Origin of the sequence: Pseudoalteromonas sp. US3C1013 (genome assembly GCF_048401115.1) — a bacterium.
GTDB classification, from domain to species: domain Bacteria; phylum Pseudomonadota; class Gammaproteobacteria; order Enterobacterales; family Alteromonadaceae; genus Pseudoalteromonas; species Pseudoalteromonas undina.
This window is the reverse complement of the sequence record NZ_CP183075.1, coordinates 2,977,409-2,993,798: the sequence shown is the minus strand read 5'-3', so window position 1 is coordinate 2,993,798 and position 16,390 is coordinate 2,977,409. Positions and strand designations below refer to the sequence as shown.

General features: G+C 40.9%; 14 protein-coding genes. 9 read left to right on the top strand and 5 right to left on the bottom strand.

What is annotated here, in order from left to right:
- Positions 1–25 precede the first annotated feature (25 nt).
- The 4 genes from ACNSN2_RS13990 to ACNSN2_RS13975 all read left to right on the top strand — a co-directional run bounded on the left by ACNSN2_RS13990 (position 26) and on the right by ACNSN2_RS13975 (position 5,265).
- Positions 26–2,725, top strand: coding sequence for a methyl-accepting chemotaxis protein (locus tag ACNSN2_RS13990; protein ID WP_054202828.1), 2,700 nt, complete (start codon positions 26–28; stop codon positions 2,723–2,725).
- Between the two features lie 68 nt (positions 2,726–2,793).
- The gene (locus ACNSN2_RS13985; RefSeq protein WP_010392403.1) at positions 2,794–3,624 is read left to right on the top strand and encodes a CheR family methyltransferase; all 831 of its coding nucleotides are present in this window, start codon (positions 2,794–2,796) and stop codon (positions 3,622–3,624) included.
- Positions 3,608–4,225, top strand: a complete 618-nt coding sequence (gene cheD / locus ACNSN2_RS13980) for a chemoreceptor glutamine deamidase CheD (protein ID WP_008112899.1) — start codon at positions 3,608–3,610, stop codon at positions 4,223–4,225. The genes ACNSN2_RS13985 and cheD overlap by 17 nt, the downstream gene beginning before the upstream one ends.
- Before the next feature lie 8 nt (positions 4,226–4,233).
- A complete protein-coding gene (locus tag ACNSN2_RS13975) occupies positions 4,234–5,265 on the top strand; it encodes a protein-glutamate methylesterase/protein-glutamine glutaminase (protein WP_054202829.1) in 1,032 nt (343 codons plus the stop codon).
- Between the two features lie 3 nt (positions 5,266–5,268).
- Here ACNSN2_RS13975 and ACNSN2_RS13970 read toward each other — a convergent pair whose 3' ends face one another.
- Positions 5,269–6,294 (bottom strand): polysaccharide deacetylase family protein, encoded by a 1,026-nt coding sequence (locus tag ACNSN2_RS13970; protein ID WP_054202830.1) that lies wholly within the window; start codon positions 6,292–6,294, stop codon positions 5,269–5,271.
- Between ACNSN2_RS13970 and ACNSN2_RS13965 the strand changes: the two genes are divergently transcribed.
- A complete protein-coding gene (locus tag ACNSN2_RS13965; RefSeq protein WP_241773584.1) occupies positions 6,274–7,608 on the top strand; it encodes an MATE family efflux transporter in 1,335 nt (444 codons plus the stop codon). The two genes, ACNSN2_RS13970 and ACNSN2_RS13965, sit on opposite strands and share 21 nt — an antisense overlap.
- Positions 7,609–7,626: 18 nt before the next feature.
- On the opposite strand, the gene ACNSN2_RS13960 is transcribed toward ACNSN2_RS13965, so the two are convergent.
- Together ACNSN2_RS13960 and nfuA are read right to left on the bottom strand one after the other, a co-directional pair.
- Positions 7,627–7,896: a hypothetical protein gene (locus tag ACNSN2_RS13960; RefSeq protein ID WP_008465571.1), complete on the bottom strand. Its 270-nt coding sequence runs from the start codon at positions 7,894–7,896 to the stop codon at positions 7,627–7,629.
- A 13-nt stretch (positions 7,897–7,909) separates the two neighbouring features.
- Positions 7,910–8,485 (bottom strand): Fe-S biogenesis protein NfuA, encoded by a 576-nt coding sequence (gene nfuA, locus ACNSN2_RS13955; protein ID WP_008465569.1) that lies wholly within the window; start codon positions 8,483–8,485, stop codon positions 7,910–7,912.
- A 146-nt stretch (positions 8,486–8,631) separates the two neighbouring features.
- Between nfuA and ACNSN2_RS13950 the strand changes: the two genes are divergently transcribed.
- Positions 8,632–11,181, top strand: a complete 2,550-nt coding sequence (locus ACNSN2_RS13950) for a M14 metallopeptidase family protein (protein WP_198527848.1) — start codon at positions 8,632–8,634, stop codon at positions 11,179–11,181.
- 6 nt (positions 11,182–11,187) lie between these two features.
- On the opposite strand, the gene ACNSN2_RS13945 is transcribed toward ACNSN2_RS13950, so the two are convergent.
- Positions 11,188–11,865 (bottom strand): ComF family protein, encoded by a 678-nt coding sequence (locus tag ACNSN2_RS13945; protein WP_054202831.1) that lies wholly within the window; start codon positions 11,863–11,865, stop codon positions 11,188–11,190.
- Positions 11,866–11,940: 75 nt separating this feature from the next.
- On the opposite strand from ACNSN2_RS13945, the gene bioH reads away from it, so the two are divergent.
- The 3 genes from bioH (at position 11,941) to ACNSN2_RS13930 (ending at position 13,943) form a co-directional block, all read left to right on the top strand.
- Complete coding sequence (gene bioH / locus ACNSN2_RS13940; RefSeq protein WP_054202832.1) at positions 11,941–12,678, top strand: pimeloyl-ACP methyl ester esterase BioH; 738 nt, start codon at positions 11,941–11,943, stop codon at positions 12,676–12,678.
- A gap of 92 nt (positions 12,679–12,770) precedes the next feature.
- Entirely contained in the window at positions 12,771–13,079 is a 309-nt protein-coding gene (locus ACNSN2_RS13935) for a hypothetical protein (RefSeq protein WP_008112879.1), read from the top strand.
- A gap of 6 nt (positions 13,080–13,085) precedes the next feature.
- On the top strand, positions 13,086–13,943 hold the full coding sequence (locus tag ACNSN2_RS13930) for a putative metalloprotease CJM1_0395 family protein (protein WP_010392423.1): 858 nt from the start codon (positions 13,086–13,088) through the stop codon (positions 13,941–13,943).
- Between the two features lie 62 nt (positions 13,944–14,005).
- Here the strand turns inward: ACNSN2_RS13930 and ACNSN2_RS13925 are convergent, their stop codons facing one another.
- Entirely contained in the window at positions 14,006–16,330 is a 2,325-nt protein-coding gene (locus tag ACNSN2_RS13925) for a Tex family protein (protein WP_054202833.1), read from the bottom strand.
- Positions 16,331–16,390 lie beyond the last annotated feature (60 nt).

The following is a 16,390-nucleotide window of genomic DNA, read 5'->3' as shown; positions in this document are numbered from 1 at the left end:
AAATAACTTAAAGGTGGTGATAAGCATGGGATGGTTTAGTAATTCAAAACAGTCTGAATCAAGCAATGATTTGATAATGAATGCATTGCATAAATCATTAGCAATAATTGAATTTGAGCCGAATGGAAGAATCATTACTGCCAATGTTAATTTCCTGCGTGTAATGGACTACTCTCTGGCTGAAATACAAGGTCAGCACCACTCTTTATTTATTAGCTCTAGCGAAGCGAAAAGTGATGAATATCGTCAGTTTTGGCAGCGATTGAACGCGGGTGAGTTTATTTCAGATGAATTTAAGCGGTTTGGAAAAAATGGTAAAGAAGTGTGGATACAAGCCACCTACAATCCTGTTTTAGACTCTCAGGGGCAAGTGATTAAAGTGGTTAAATTTGCCACAGAGATCACAATGCAAAAATTAAAGGCAGCCGAAGCAGCTGGACAAGTTGCAGCAATAAACAAATCACAAGCAGTTATCGAATTTGACTTAGATGGCACAGTGATTAATGCCAACGATAACTTTTTAACCACATTTGGCTACCAACTTAATGAAATACAAGGTAAGCACCATCGTTTATTTGTTGCACCAGAATATGCAAATAGTCCGGATTATCAAACTTTCTGGGCCAAACTGGGGCGGGGTGAGTACGACCGAGGAGAGTATTTACGTTTTGATAAACAAGGCCGTGAAATTTGGATTAGTGCTTCTTATAACCCCATTTATGACATGGATGGGCGAGTGTTAAAAGTTATTAAATACGCCACAGATATAACTGAGCAGAAAGAGCTAGAACGAACTTCTAAAAAAACTGCCGACTTAGCCAACGCCCTAAAAGTATGCCAAGCCAATGTGATGATGGCTGATAATGACTTAAACATTATTTTTGCCAACGAACAAGTTAAGCAAATGCTAAAAGCACGCGAAAGAGATTTGCAATCGGTATTACCTAACTTTGCTGTAAGTGATTTAATCGGCACATGTGTTGATGATTTTCATCAACATCCGGCGCATCAGCGCGAGCTATTAAAAAAATTAGATGCGCCCCATAAAGCGACACTTAAATTAGCTGGTCTTATTTTTGATTTAATTGCTTCGCCATGGTTTAACGAAGAAGGAGAACGCTTGGGAACAATTGTTGAGTGGCAAGATATTACTGATGAAGTATTTAAGGCCGATGCAGAGCGTGCCAGAGCACAGGAGAACTTACGTGTTCGCCGAGCGTTAGACACTGTAGCAACAAACACTATGATTGCAGATGCATCGAATGTGATTGTTTATATGAATGACGCGGTGAAAAATATGATGAGCAATGCTCAAAATGATATACGCATTGATTTACCTAACTTTGATAGCAAAAATCTACTGAATCAAAATATTGATATATTTCATAAAAATCCAGCCCATCAGCAAAATATGTTGGCTAAGTTAACGGATACCTACAGCACTGAAATTAAAGTGGGCGGCAGAACCTTTGGCTTAGTTGCTAACCCAATTATTACGCCAGACGATGAGCGAATTGGAACTGTAGTTGAATGGGAAGACAGAACAGCAGAAGTAGCTATAGAAAAAGAGGTTGCTCAGCTGGTCAGTGCCGCAAGTAAAGGGGAGCTAAATAGCCGTGTGGTTGAGCAAGGAAAAGATGGCTTTTTCCTTCGTTTAGCTCAGGGTCTTAATAGTTTAGTTAAAGTGGTTGACGATGCGGTAACTGATACTGGCAATATGCTCGATGCCATGGCTACTGGTGATTTATCTAAACGGATTGAAAAGGAATACCAAGGCTCGTTTGAAAAACTGAAAACAGATGCAAATGCAACAGCAGATAAACTAACCGAGGTTATTAATCGAATTAACACATCAGCCACTTTGGTGGCTAGTGGGGCTGAAGAAATTTCACAAGGTAATGCTGATTTAAGCCAGCGTACAGAAGAGCAGGCATCATCATTAGAAGAAACAGCTTCTAGTATGGAAGAGATGACCAGTACGGTACGTCAAAATGCTGATAATGCCAAGGTAGCTAATGACTTAGCTGAAGAAACCTGTGATAAAGCAATTCAAGGTGGTGAGGTTGTTAATAAGGCCGTAACCAGTATGTCGGCTATTAACGAATCGAGTAAAAAAATTGCTGACATTATTGGTGTTATAGACGAAATAGCATTCCAAACAAACCTATTAGCGCTCAATGCAGCTGTAGAAGCTGCAAGAGCAGGTGAGCAAGGCCGAGGTTTTGCGGTTGTTGCAGGTGAAGTGCGTAACTTAGCTCAGCGCTCAGCTGGTGCAGCTAAAGAAATTAAAGAGTTAATTAGAGATAGTGTTGGTAAAGTTGCTGATGGTAGCGCTCTTGTAAATGAGTCAGGTGTGACGTTACAAGAGATTGTGGTATCGGTGAAACGTGTGACACAAATGATAGCTGATATAACTCAGGCCTCTGAAGAGCAAAGCGCAGGAATTGAGCAAGTAAATAAAGCTGTATCGCAAATGGATGAAATGACCCAGCAAAATGCGGCATTAGTTGAAGAGGCATCGGCTGCAGGTGAGTCTATGGCAGAGCAGGCTAATGAAATGCGCCGTTTACTGCACTTCTTTTCTCTAGGGCAGCAAGATATGGCGGTGGTATCGCCCACTATTCGCACCCCTGAAATAACGCATAAGCAACAAAATAGCTTCGTTAATAATAAGAGCAAAGGTGAAAACTTTGTAGACTCAGCTGAAGAGTGGGAGGAGTTTTAACCCTGTTTTAGATGGTTCAAACACAGAAGTAGTGTGAATCTATCTTTATATTTATTTGAGAGTACATAATGAAAGAGTTTTTATTAACGGATAGCGATTTTAAGGAAGTGGCTCATTTAGTGTATAACGCCTGTGGTATTGTGCTTGGGGAGCATAAGCGCGAAATGGTTTACTCACGATTAGCAAGGCGAATTCGTGAGCGTAAATTAACAAACTTCTCTAGTTACCTTGATTACTTAAAAAATCATAAGGACCAGGAGTTTGATGCATTTATTAACGCCATAACTACCAATTTAACCTCTTTTTTTCGTGAAATTCATCACTTTGAATTTATAAAAGAGCAGTTTATTCCTGCGATGCTAAAAGCAAATAAGCATAATAAACGCGTTCGTATTTGGTCTGCAGGTTGCTCTACCGGCGAAGAGCCCTACAGTTTAGCTATGACCTTACAAGGGGCTTTTCCAAGTGATTGGGATGTGAAAATTTTAGCAACTGATCTTGATTCTAATGTACTAGCTAAAGCCCAGAGCGGTATTTATACTGCGGCAAATGTGAATGGACTGGATGATGCATTGCTCAAGCGCTGGTTTTTAACCAGCAAAGACGGGCAAAGTTATAAGGTGAAACCTAAGCTACAGCAATGTATTTCATTTAAGCGTTTAAACTTACTCCAAGATTGGCCGATGAAAGGCCCATTTGATTTGATCTTGTGTAGAAATGTAGTGATTTACTTTGATAAAGAGACAAAGGATCAGCTTTTTAACCGTTATGCCGATATTTTAAATAACCAAGGTTATTTATTTTTAGGGCATTCAGAAACCATGGGAAAAGAGCATGTCTTATTTAAAAACTTAGGGAAAACCATGTATCAGAAAGTAGCTCATGCAAACACAATTTAAGCCGGTATTAGCGGGATTTGAGCATATCAAACGCTATTGGGATGCCACGCGAGAGCGTGTGGTCGCTAAGGTATTGCCAGGTGAATTTTATGTTTCTAAAAACGATGAGCTGATCACCACAGTGCTAGGGTCGTGCATTGCGGCTTGTGTTTACGACGATAAGCTAGGTATTGGCGGGATTAATCACTTTATGCTACCTATTCAAAAAGGTGAGCGAATTGACCAAGCGCATAGTTTAAGTTGTCGTTATGGTAACTGGGCTATGGAATATTTAATTAATGAAGTGCTTAAAAATGGCGCTTCCCGGGCAAACTTGAAAGTAAAACTGTTTGGGGGAGGCAAAATAATTAGCGCAATGACAGATATTGGTATTGGCAATATCAGTTTTGCCAATGCATATATAGCAGAAGAAGCGCTAAACTTAGTGGCGCATGATATGGGCGGACCCTGGCCGCGTAAAATATTTTTTAATCCTCATAATGGAAAAGTACAGGTTAAAAAGCTAAGAAACTTACACAATAACACTATTGAAAAACGTGAAGTGCGTTACTTGCATAATCTTGAACAGCAAACCAAAGCCACGGATATAGAACTGTTTTAAGGATGGCTATGATTAGAGTATTAATAATTGATGATTCGGCACTGATCAGGCAATTACTGACAGAGATACTGCAACAGGCAAAAGATATTGTGGTAGTGGGCTGTGCACAAGACCCATACGAAGCCAGAGAGATGATCAAAAAGCATAATCCGGATGTACTAACACTAGATGTTGAAATGCCAAGAATGGACGGCATTAGCTTTTTAAAAAACTTAATGCGCTTACGCCCTATGCCCGTAGTAATGATTTCCACTCTTACTCAAAAAGGCTCACCTATAACCCTAGAAGCGCTTGAACTGGGGGCGGTTGATTTTATTGCAAAACCTACGGTCAACGTTAAACAACAAATGAGTCAATATGCTGATATTGTTCAGCAAAAAGTCAGGGTAGCGGCTAGTGCACGGGTTCGAGGCTACAAAAAAACTAGTACTGTAGCAGAGCCTATACCCACCAATGCCGAATTTTTAGTAAATAAAGTGATAGCGATTGGTGCGTCAACAGGGGGAACCGAGGCGATAAAAGAAGTGCTTATACGTATGCCCAAAAATTGCCCTCCAATTGTAATTACTCAGCATATTCCTCCCGTATTCAGCACCTCATTTGCAGAGCGGATGCAGCGTACTTGTACTATTAACGTAAAAGAAGCCCAGCAAGGTGATAAATTGCTAGCAGGTTGCGCTTATATAGCCCCAGGTGGGCTTCATTTACGAATTAATAAACAAGGTAGTGCTTTGTATTGTCAGCTTGATGATGGAGAAGCTGTTAATAGACATAAACCCGCGGTGGATGTTTTATTTGACTCATTACTGGAAATTGGTGCAAAACATATTGTTGCCACACTATTAACCGGTATGGGAAGTGATGGTGCAAAGGGATTACTCGCATTAAAGCAACAAGGAGCATACACGCTTGCGCAAGATGAGTTTTCGTCAGTGGTATGGGGTATGCCTAAAGCTGCTATTGATATGGGGGCAGCAAATGAAGTGGTACCGCTGGAGAAAATGACCCAGCGGTTATTAAATCAAGTTATAAAAAAGTAAAGCTTAGTTGATCACCCAAGGCTGCGAAAACCAATAATAACTGCCAGCTTGTTTTATTGACGGAGCGGTACAATTAAAGCGTGAGCGGCCTTTATTAAGCTGCTTTGGCGATGTTACCTCAACTGTATTATCGTCTAACCAATCTAAATTAGCTTGACCAACGCTTGATACATAACAGGCAAATTGACTCTTATGAAAGTCATTTGTCTCAAGTTTTATTGTGAGTGACGGTGGATTTTGTGAAGTGACACTATCTTCATAGGTTAGCTTATTAATGGTAAAGGCAGTTGAATTTATCTTGGTAATTAACGTCTCTAGCTTGCTATAAAAACCTGAAGCTGGGAAGCGCGGTAAGCGACTAAAGTTAGAGTGTTGATTAACGGCTCCTGAGTGCTGGCCAATACCAATAAAGCCTAGTTCTGTAACGAGTGCTTGCAGTTGGTTGTTAAACTCTCCGTATGGGTAGGCAAGATATTTATAATCGTGACCTATTTCCTCTTTAATACGCTGTTGTGAACTAAGAATGTCTTTTTTAGTGCGTTCGCGCCATTGGCTAGGCGTTTCATTCTCGCGCTTTTTATGTAGGTAGTTATGTTCAGCACTATGATTAGCAATGAGTGCTCCTTTTTTGGCAAGCTCCCTGAGCTTATCCCACCCCATAACATAACCCGCTTGTTCATCAATGAGTTTTGGGTTTACGAAAATAGTGTACGGGTAACCAAACTTCTCAAGAATAGGAGCTGCTTGATCGTAATTATTGTTGTAACCATCATCAAAGGTAATCGCGATTGTTTTGTTCTCTAAAGCCTTACCTTGTTGTAATGCACTAATCAGTTCATTTAATGGAATAACGTTAAAGTTATGCTCTTTTAAATAATTTAAGTGTTTTGTAAAAGTGTTGGCACTCACGCTGGTGACAGCGGGAAGGGTTTCACTGACGTGATGATACTGTAGAATAACAGCTGCTTGCGCGCGTAAAGAACCACAAATCAGGAATAATAATACTAAATGAAACAATTTCTTATACATAATAAAGCACACCATAAAAGCTTGTTGTTGTTAGCCGGTCCGATGATATTATCAAATATTACCGTCCCGTTGTTAGGAATTGTTGATACGGCAGTGATCGGTCATTTGGGGAGTGCGCATTATTTAGCGGGAATAGCCTTAGGCTCTACTGTGATCTCCATTTTATTTTGGCTTGCTGGTTTTTTGAGAATGAGTACCACTGGGCTGGTGGCTCAGGCTTATGGTAAAAATGATTTAACTCAGCTTGCAGCCTTACTTAAACGCAGTTTATTGTTAGCCACTTCGGTTGCCTTACTCCTTATTTTACTGTCACCCCTTATAAAACATGCTATTGCGTATTTATCAGCTGCCAATAGCGATGTGCTCAATGAAGCCTATCGGTATTTTAGTATTCGTATTTTTAGCGCCCCTGCAGCGCTATGCAACTTAGTTTTACTAGGCTGGATGTTGGGCGTGCACTATGGGCGAGGGCCATTTTATTTACTGTTAGTCACTAACATTACTAATATTGTGCTCGATATTTATTTTGTAGTGTACCTTGATTGGGCGGTTGCCGGGGCTGCGTGGGCATCACTTATTGCTGACTATATCGCGCTTGTATTTGCTTTATTGTTGGTGGTTCAACTTGCTAAAAAGCATGGTATAAGTTTGGCTGTAGCAAATTGGTTAAGTGTGGAGAAAATGGCAGCATTACTGAGCTTAAACCGCGATATTTTTATTCGCTCTTTAGTACTGCAATTATGTTTTAGCTTTATGACCTTTTATGCAGCCCGCTTAGGTGAATCCACATTGGCTGCTAATGCCGTTCTACTCAACTTTTTAATGTTAGTTAGCTTTGCACTTGATGGAATTGCTTATGCAAGTGAGGCCAAAGTGGGTCAAGCTAAAGGTCAACAAAGTGTTGAAAAGATAAGGCTATGGGTAAAAATCAGTGTATTTTGGGGTATGTTATTTGGCATTTTGTATAGTGTGTTTTTTATAGTATTTGGCAGCAGCATTATTAAGCTATTAACTAATGTACCAGAGGTTATTGACGAGGCCATTCACTACTTACCTTGGGTAATAGTATTGCCTATTTTAGCTATGAGCTGTTTTTTGTTCGATGGTATTTTTGTTGGCCTGACCCGCGCTAAAGCGATGCGAAATAGTATGTTGCTTTCAGCAGTTGTAGGCTTTTTTGGGGTGTTTTGGCTATTTCAGGATTGGCAAAATAATGGGTTATGGTTAGCTATGAGTTGTTTTATGCTTATGCGAGGCGTTACGCTTATCGTTAAATATCAACAATTAAAAGCTAACAATCAATTACTTAAATAAGTAAGTTGATATGAACCGTTACTTCCAAAGGTCGGGGTCGTTATTTTTGGAAGGGATATTTTTTAATACTTGAGAAAAGCGGTTAGCAAAAATACCAGCATAGCCCCAAAAAGCAAAAAATAAAGCGGGGGCTAAAATAACCAAGCCGATAACTTGCAAACTGTAATGGCTGTAATAGCCCACAGCGATAAATATCACGGCTAGCACAAACAGTGCTAGCCCGCGAAAAAAGCGCTTTAAACTCAACTTAGGGTCGCTCCCTAAGCGGTAAATAAGTGGCTTTAGCATAATAAATTAATGCTTAGTAGTAAGAATGCTCGCCTGCTTCATGATCGGTAATGTCTGACACACCGGTGATCTCATCAAATTTAGCAATCATTTCTTTTTCAATGCCTTCTTTTAGTGTGACATCGATCATAGAACACCCATTACAACCACCACCAAACTGAAGTACAGCAACACCAGCTGCAGTGATCTCTACTAAGCTAACTTGGCCGCCATGGTTGGCAAGTTGTGGGTTTACTTCAGTTTCTAGCATGTGCTGCACACGCTCATTCAAGCTGGCATCTTCACCTAGTTTACGTGCTTTAGCATTAGGTGCTTTAAGAGTTAACTGTGTGCCCATTTTGTCGGTAACAAAATCAATTTCAGCTTCGGCTAAAAAAGGCGCGCTTTCAGCATCAACAACCGCATCAAAGCCGTTAAAATTTAGGCGAATATCGCTCTCTTCTACCGCGTCTTCTGGACAATAAGAAACACCACATTCAGCTTGTGATGTACCAGGGTTAACAACAAACACACGAATATTCGTTTGTTGAGATTGATCTGCTAATAGCTTAGCAAAATGCGCTTGCGCTGTTTCGGAAATAGAAATCATAATACCGTCTATACTTGACTAAATTACTCGGATACTGCATATCATACTCCGCTCATCGTGTTGCGGCTAGTGTTGAGCGTAAAAAGTTGGCATCTATTTTAAGCAATGGTAGCGTGCAATTAACAAACATTTTTAGAGTGATTTATATGCGCTTCATATTAACAATAATGGTGGTGCTGGTCAGTTTTTCAAGTATGGCAAAGCCCCTGTCTTATTATTTTGAGCAACAGGTTGAATTCGATTCTACCATACCAACACCACAAGAGGTGCTGGGTTATCAAGTGGGTGAGTGGCATGTGAGACATGACCAACTTGTTCGCTACATGGAAATTTTAGCTCAAAAAAGCGATCGAATTAATTTTGAAGTAATAGGTCGTACTCATGAGCAGCGCCCGTTAGTTATGCTAACGATTACTGCGGCTAACAAATTAAAAAATATAGAAAAAACTCGCCAAGCGCACTTAGCTCGCCTAAATAATTCAAACAATAAAACAGCGGAGCAGCCAAGTGTTGTATGGATGGGTTACAGTGTTCATGGGAATGAATCATCAGGTAGTAATGCAGCTTTACTAGTCGCTTATTATTTAGCGGCAGCGCAAGGGGATGAAATAAATGAGCTACTTAACAACACGGTTATTTTACTCGACCCGTCGCTTAACCCTGACGGCTTAGCACGTTTCGCAAATTGGGCTAATAGTAATCGTGGAATGAACTTATCGTCAGATCCGCAAACCCGAGAGCATGTAGAGAGCTGGCCAAGCAGTCGAACAAACCATTATTGGTTTGATTTAAACCGTGATTGGTTGCTGTTACAGCACCCAGAGTCGCGCGCAAGGATTGCTAAGTTTCATTATTGGAAGCCTAATATTTTAACTGACTTTCATGAAATGGGGCCAAATAGTAGCTACTTTTTTCAACCGGGTATCCCAAGTCGTAAACACCCAATTACCCCTGAAGAAAATGTAAGTCTAACTAAAGCGATTGCAAATTATCACGCTAAAACATTAGATGAAAACAACGCGTTATACTTCACCGAAGAAAGCTTTGATGACTTTTATTATGGTAAAGGCTCTACCTACCCCGATGTAAATGGTGGTGTGGGTATTTTATTTGAACAAGCAAGTTCTCGTGGCCATATTCAAGAAACGATCAATGGCCCGCTAACTTTTGCGTTTACGATTAAAAACCAACTGTTAACGAGCTTATCAACGTTTAAAGCGGCGATTGATAACCGCCAAGCTTTGCTAGAGTACCAAGCTAACTTTTATAACAAAGCAGTTGAGCTTGCCAAAGATGAAGACTATCAGGGCTATATTGTTCAAGCAGATGAAGATCATACCCGTACTAACGATTTTTTAAGCATACTTAAACAACATCAAATTAATGCCTACCCAGTGAAAGAAGGGCTAAAAGCTGAAGGTAAAAACTTTACCGCTAATAGTTATTTTGTGCCGCTTGCGCAACCACAATATCGATTAGTTAAAGCTATTTTTAGTGAGCAACAAAACTTTGCCGATAACACCTTTTACGATGTGTCGGGTTGGACATTAGCGCATGCGTTTAATTTACCATTTGCTAAAGTAAACAGCCGCTGGGGATTAGAGGTAGAAAAAACAGCTTGGCAAAAACCAAAGCAGCCAGAGTTAGCGTCACTGACTAAAAATTACGCCTATGGATTTGCATGGAATGACATGCAAGCTCCCAAAATGCTCAATAGTCTGTTACAGCAAGGCATTAAAGCTCGTGTTGCATTAAAACCATTAACAGCAGTATCAACCAATGCAGAAGTAAACTTTGACGCAGGTAGTATTATTATTCCTGCAGGACTTCAAACTGACACCAACTGGGTGACAAAGTTAAACCAAGCACAAAGCCAGTTTGGGATTGAAGTTAAACCAATTACTACCGGTTTAACTAGTAAAGGTGCTGATTTAGGGTCTCGCTCTATGGCTGTGGTTTCTGCACCTAAGGTGTTATTGGTTGGTGGTAAAGGCGTGAGCCAATATGAAGCGGGTGAAGTGTGGTACTACCTAGACCGTTTTGTGGGTGTAGCGCCAACCATTGTTGAAATGAATCGTTTAGCGTCTTTAGAGCTCAGTAATTACAGCCATATTGTGTTGCCACATGGTAATTATTCTACTTTATCTGATTCCGATAAAGTTGCTATAAAAAGCTGGGTAAGGAAAGGTGGTGTTATTTGGGGACACAAAGGCGGAGCTAAGTTTTTAGCCGATCAACAGCTATTAAAAGCAAGCTACTTATCGCGTAGAGATGTGGCTAGTGCATTTGATACTCAAGGTTTAAAGTATGCAGACAAAGACCATCTAGCAGGTCGTCAGCGTATTGCAGGTGCGATATTTAATACCAAGGTAGATACAACTCACCCACTAATGTTTTCATTTAAGCGTGACACACTACCCGTATTTAAAAATAGTACTTGGCTACTTGAAGCCTCGCAAGCACCATTTGTAAATATACTTACCTATACACAGCAGCCGCTACTTGCTGGTTTTACTGATGCAATAAATGTAGAGCAAGTGGCTGGTGGGGCAGCGTTAATGGCACACTCTTATGGTCGAGGTAGTGTTATTGCGATGACAGATAACCCTGTATTTAGAGGGTACTGGTATGGTACCAGCCGATTATTAAGTAATGCTTTATTTTTTGGTCACACCTTTCGCGTGAGTGGAAACTAACACGCCCTAAAGTGGCGTTAAGCACGTGGTAAATGCCCATACGTGTTTAGCGCCGGCTTCTTTTAACGATAAGGTGGCTGCATTAAGAGTTGCTCCTGTAGTCATAATATCATCGATAATTACTACCGTTTTTCCCTCTAAATTAATCGTGCATGAAAAAGCCTGCTGTAAATTTTTGACCCTTTTGGCTTTGCTTAATTGTGATTGTGCCGAGGTGTGTTTATGGCGAAGTAACGCATTATTTAACACCTTATTTGACGCCAAGCAGGGCTGCCATACTTGGGTTACCTGATTAAATCCACGCGTTAAAAAGCGCGCTTTATGTAAAGGTAAAATTATAAATGCATCAACAGCGACAGAGTGTTTAGTCATAAAAACCCTAAGTTGTTTTTTTATGACTTGCTGTAGTGCTTTTTTATAATGGATTTGATTATTAAATTTAAGCTGCTTTAACCATAAATCAAAAGGGGGCTGGTAAAAAGCACAGGCAAACAGCTTTTCAAAGTTGCAGTTAGGAAACATTTCTACAATATCAGGGCGGTAAAATAAATTGTCATGCTCGGCCAAATCTAGCAATGGCAAGTCATCTAAACAAAATTGACACAGTCCCATTGAGCTATGAATCTGACTTTGACATAACACACAGTAAGAGGGGAATAGCCAATCACTTAGGCTGAGTTTCATTCGCTGATGATCCTCATTACAAACTCCTTTTAAAGCGCTATCATAGAACTCAAGTTTGGTTAAGGTTAGGCAAATATGCAAAATGAATGTGTGTTGTTACATGGTTGGGGAATGAGCCAAGGTGTGTGGCAGTTAATAAAACCAGAATTAGAGTTTTTATATTCAGGTAAAGTGCGCTGTTTGGATTTACCCGGTTATGGTGATAATAACGCCTCTTTAAGCCCATATACATTACACGATGCTGCAAAGCCGGTGAGTGAGCAGTTAAAGCCACAATCGGTACTAATGGGGTGGTCTTTAGGTGGGTTGTTTGCTATTTATATTGCCAAACATTGGCCAGAAAAAGTATCAAAAGTCATTTTAGTTGCCTCAACGCCCTTTTTTGCAGAGCAATTACCATGGGCTGGCATTAAGCCTAAAGTATTAAAACAGTTCAAAGAGCAGTTGTTGCAAGAGCGTTCAAAAACGATAGAGCGCTTTTTGGCAATTCAGGCAATGGGCAGTGAGTCGGCTCGCGATGATGTAAAACAGTTAAAGCAGTTATTGAGTCAGTCACCGCCCCCGAATAACGAGGCTTTAAGTGCAGGGCTAGACATACTGCAAAATGAAGACTTACGCGAATTATTTGCTCAATGCCCAGTGACTATTCGCGGCATTTTTGGGCGCTTAGACTCTCTCGTTCCTTATCGGGCCATTGAGAAAATGGTGGCACTTAATGCTGACTTTGAGTACGAAGTGATAGACAAAGCATCACATGCGCCTTTTATTTCTCATAAAAGTGAATTTTTATCTGCCGTTAAATCAATGCTTTGAAGCAAAGCCATGATTACTGCGGTTTAAAGCTTTATTTTGCGTGATTTTTGAGCGATAATTAAACGATATTTATTTGCTGGAGGTTTATTATTATGCCAATAGGATCTGTATTCAATAGTGGTGTTGAAGGGTTTAATAGAGCCAGTCAAGGAATTGAAAAAGCCAGCGCTGAGATTAATCGTGCCAGCATAGAGCAGCAAGACGACTCTCAACTAGCGCAGCAACGTCAATTAACGGCCGCTCGCCCTGAAGAAGCAGTCACCGCGCCAGTATCTCAACCTGCACGAATTGATGATGCGTTAGTAAACTTAAAAGTTGAAGAGTTTAATGCTAAGGCAAATACGCAATCTATCCAAACTGCAGATGACGTATTAGGCACTTTAGTTGATATTAAAGTGTAATTTCTCATGAATATCGTCACGCCGTTTCCGTCTATTAATATAAACACCGCAAATGTTTATACGGAGACTGCTCGGCGTGACAACCAGCTACGTGAAGTCATTCCCCCAGCCGCTGCGAACACCGCTGGTAGCACCGAAAACAAAGCTCAAAGTGATGCAGAAAAAGCCAAACTGCCAGGAAATAGCGACAGCTCAACCTACAATGCGAGTGGCAAAATTGCAGACGATAAAACGATTGCGCAACGCGAAGGCAATGCAGATAGCGATCAAGATAATGCCGAGCAAGAAAAACAACAAGCTGCAGAAGAAGTTAGTGAGCAAGAAGAGCTGCAACTTGAGCAAGAATTACAGCAAATTAAAGAACTTAAAGCGCGCGACACTGAAGTACGAACACATGAGCAAGCGCATGCCGCTGTGGGTGGACAATATGCGGGCTCTCCTAGCTACGAATATCAAAGAGGGCCCGATGGTACTAACTATGCGGTAGGTGGTGAAGTACCGATAGATGTTGGGGTTATCAATGGCGACCCTCAAGCAACTATTGATAAAATGCAAACGGTACGTGCTGCAGCACTCGCGCCGGCTGAGCCTTCAGGTGCCGATAGGGCAATTGCGGCAGATGCCACTCAAAAGATAGCCGCAGCACAAGCTGAGTTAGCTTCAGCTGATGACGAAGATAGCAGCGAAGATAAAAGCAGAGTCAGTGCGTCGTTTTCTAACAGTGAAAGTTCAGAAGTAAAAACTGCTAAAAGCGAAGAGCAATCGCGTGATGTTGAAGTAGAAGCGCGTGCTGGGCGCATTGCTAGTTTTTATCAACTGGCCACATCACCTGCGACTCAAAGCCAATTCTCAGCACAAATTTAAACTAAACCTTATATTTAATAGCCATAAAAAAACCGCCTAAGCGGTTTTTTTATGGGGTCATTTTATTTTTTCACTTTCGCATTGGCAAAGGCATCAGCAAACGCATTTCCCATCATGGCATTGCCTGTATCGCGCTTAGGTTTGGGCGCTCGCGATTGGTTTGCATTGTTGCCACGTGGCTTTTGCACCGCCGCAGGGGCAGCTTTATTGCTAGTGTCTATCTCGTCATCTAGGCGCATGGTAAAGCTAATACGTTTACGTGCAGCGTCAACCTCAACCACTTTCACTTTAACAATGTCACCAGCTTTAACCACTTCTCGTGGGTCTGAAATAAACTTATTAGTAATAGCCGAAATATGCACTAGTCCATCTTGATGGACACCAACATCCACAAATGCGCCAAAATTAGCTACGTTCGATACCACGCCTTCTAAAATCATGCCTGGTTTTAAATCACTAATTTTTTCAACGCCTGCTTTAAATTCAGCGGTTTTAAATTCAGGGCGTGGATCGCGACCCGGCTTATCAAGTTCGCTAATAATATCGGTCACGGTAGGCAGACCAAATTTATCGTCAATATAGTCATTTGCAGCGAGCTTATTTAAAAACTCTTTGTTACCAATGAGGTTATTTACGTCTACCTGGTTGTGCTCACAAATACGCTTAACGATAGGGTATGCTTCAGGGTGAACTGATGAGTTATCTAGTGGATCGCTGCCATTGTTAATGCGTAAAAAGCCAGCTGCTTGTTCAAATGCTTTTGGCCCTAAGCGCTCTACTTTTTTCAATTGACTACGTTTTGTAAATGACCCATTTGTATCACGGTAGCTTACAATATTTTGCGCTAAGGTTTTGTTTAAACCAGAAACACGTGCAAGCAAAGGTACAGAAGCCATATTTAAATCAACACCCACACTGTTTACACAGTCTTCTACCACTGAGATTAGGCTTTGTCCTAGTTGGCTTTGTGATACATCATGTTGATATTGGCCTACACCAATAGACTTAGGCTCTATTTTAACCAGCTCAGCCAATGGATCTTGAAGGCGACGTGCAATAGATACGGCACCACGTAAAGATACATCTAAATTTGGAAATTCATTAGCAGCGAACTCAGAAGCGGAGTAAACCGAAGCGCCGGCCTCACTGACCATGATTTTATTTAGTTTAAGCTCAGTATTGGCTTTGATAAGCTCGCCAACTAGTTTATCTGATTCGCGAGAAGCGGTACCGTTACCAATCGCAATGAGCTCAACTTTATGCTGGCGACATAATTGCTCGAGCGTGCGTAATGATTTATCCCAATGATTTTGTGGTGCATGTGGGAAAATCGTTTGGGTAGCAAGCAGCTTACCTGTGCTATCAACCACGGCAATTTTACAACCGGTACGTAAACCAGGATCTAAGCCTAACGTAGTGCGAGGGCCAGCAGGGGCTGCCATTAATAAGTCTTTTAAGTTTTTAGCAAATACATCAATGGCACCGGTTTCGGCTTTTTCACGCATTGCGGCTAAAAATTCATTTTCTAAATGTAATCCAAGCTTAATTTTCCACGCCCATTGCACTACAGTTAATAACCAAGCGCTGGCAGGTTTGTTTTTAATATCTAGGCGGTAATGATCGCTGATCATCTGTGCACACAATTGCGCTGGGTTTTCAGCGTTAGGCTCAGGATTAATAGTTAACTGTAAAATACCTTCGTTACGTGCTCTTAGCATGGCTAATGCTCGATGCGAGGGGACTTTTTTTAATGGTTCTTGATGTTCAAAGTAGTCTCGGTATTTAGCCCCCGCTTGTTCTTGGCCATCAATAAGTTTACTTTCAATCGCTCCATTTTGACTAATATGACTTCTAAATTTAGCGAGTAATTTAGCGTCTTCAGCAAAGCGCTCCATCAAAATAAACTTAGCACCATCAAGCGCTGCTTTAGTATCGACAATCGCTTTTTCGGCATTAATAAATTTTGCAGCCTCAGCGTCTGGGTCAAGCATTGGATCGTTAAATAACGCATCAGCTAGTGGTTCTAAACCAGCTTCAATAGCTATTTGACCTTTAGTGCGGCGCTTTGCTTTATAAGGCAAATATAAGTCTTCTAGTTCGGTTTTACTTTGTGCAGCTTTAATATCAGCCGCTAATTCAGCACTAAGCTTATTTTGTGATTCTATCGTCGACAGGATAAAGCCACGACGCTCTTCAAGTTCACGTAAATAAGATAAACGTTGTTCTAGAAGGCGTAGTTGGGTGTCATCTAATCCACCGGTCACTTCTTTTCTGTAACGGGCAATAAAGGGGACGGTTGCGCCTTCATCAAGTAACTTTGTTGCTGCAACCACTTGTTGCTGCTGTGCATTTAGCTCCGTTGCTAAACGTGCAGAGATATCGCTCATGCAAAAACCTTTTAATACAAAAAATAAGACCAGCTAAAAAGTTAACTGATGCGTCAATGT

Excerpts from the sequence above, each read along its gene's own strand:
- ACNSN2_RS13990 (WP_054202828.1), top strand. The coding sequence starts at position 26 with ATGGGATGGTTTAGTAATTCAAAACAGTCTGAATCAAGCAATGATTTG.
- ACNSN2_RS13985 (WP_010392403.1), top strand. The coding sequence starts at position 2,794 with ATGAAAGAGTTTTTATTAACGGATAGCGATTTTAAGGAAGTGGCTCAT.
- cheD (WP_008112899.1), top strand. The coding sequence starts at position 3,608 with ATGCAAACACAATTTAAGCCGGTATTAGCGGGATTTGAGCATATCAAA.
- ACNSN2_RS13975 (WP_054202829.1), top strand. The coding sequence starts at position 4,234 with ATGATTAGAGTATTAATAATTGATGATTCGGCACTGATCAGGCAATTA.
- ACNSN2_RS13965 (WP_241773584.1), top strand. The coding sequence starts at position 6,274 with ATGAAACAATTTCTTATACATAATAAAGCACACCATAAAAGCTTGTTG.
- ACNSN2_RS13970 (WP_054202830.1), bottom strand. The coding sequence starts at position 6,294 with ATGTATAAGAAATTGTTTCATTTAGTATTATTATTCCTGATTTGTGGT.
- ACNSN2_RS13960 (WP_008465571.1), bottom strand. The coding sequence starts at position 7,896 with ATGCTAAAGCCACTTATTTACCGCTTAGGGAGCGACCCTAAGTTGAGT.
- nfuA (WP_008465569.1), bottom strand. The coding sequence starts at position 8,485 with ATGATTTCTATTTCCGAAACAGCGCAAGCGCATTTTGCTAAGCTATTA.
- ACNSN2_RS13950 (WP_198527848.1), top strand. The coding sequence starts at position 8,632 with ATGCGCTTCATATTAACAATAATGGTGGTGCTGGTCAGTTTTTCAAGT.
- ACNSN2_RS13945 (WP_054202831.1), bottom strand. The coding sequence starts at position 11,865 with ATGAAACTCAGCCTAAGTGATTGGCTATTCCCCTCTTACTGTGTGTTA.
- bioH (WP_054202832.1), top strand. The coding sequence starts at position 11,941 with ATGCAAAATGAATGTGTGTTGTTACATGGTTGGGGAATGAGCCAAGGT.
- ACNSN2_RS13935 (WP_008112879.1), top strand. The coding sequence starts at position 12,771 with ATGCCAATAGGATCTGTATTCAATAGTGGTGTTGAAGGGTTTAATAGA.
- ACNSN2_RS13930 (WP_010392423.1), top strand. The coding sequence starts at position 13,086 with ATGAATATCGTCACGCCGTTTCCGTCTATTAATATAAACACCGCAAAT.
- ACNSN2_RS13925 (WP_054202833.1), bottom strand. The coding sequence starts at position 16,330 with ATGAGCGATATCTCTGCACGTTTAGCAACGGAGCTAAATGCACAGCAG.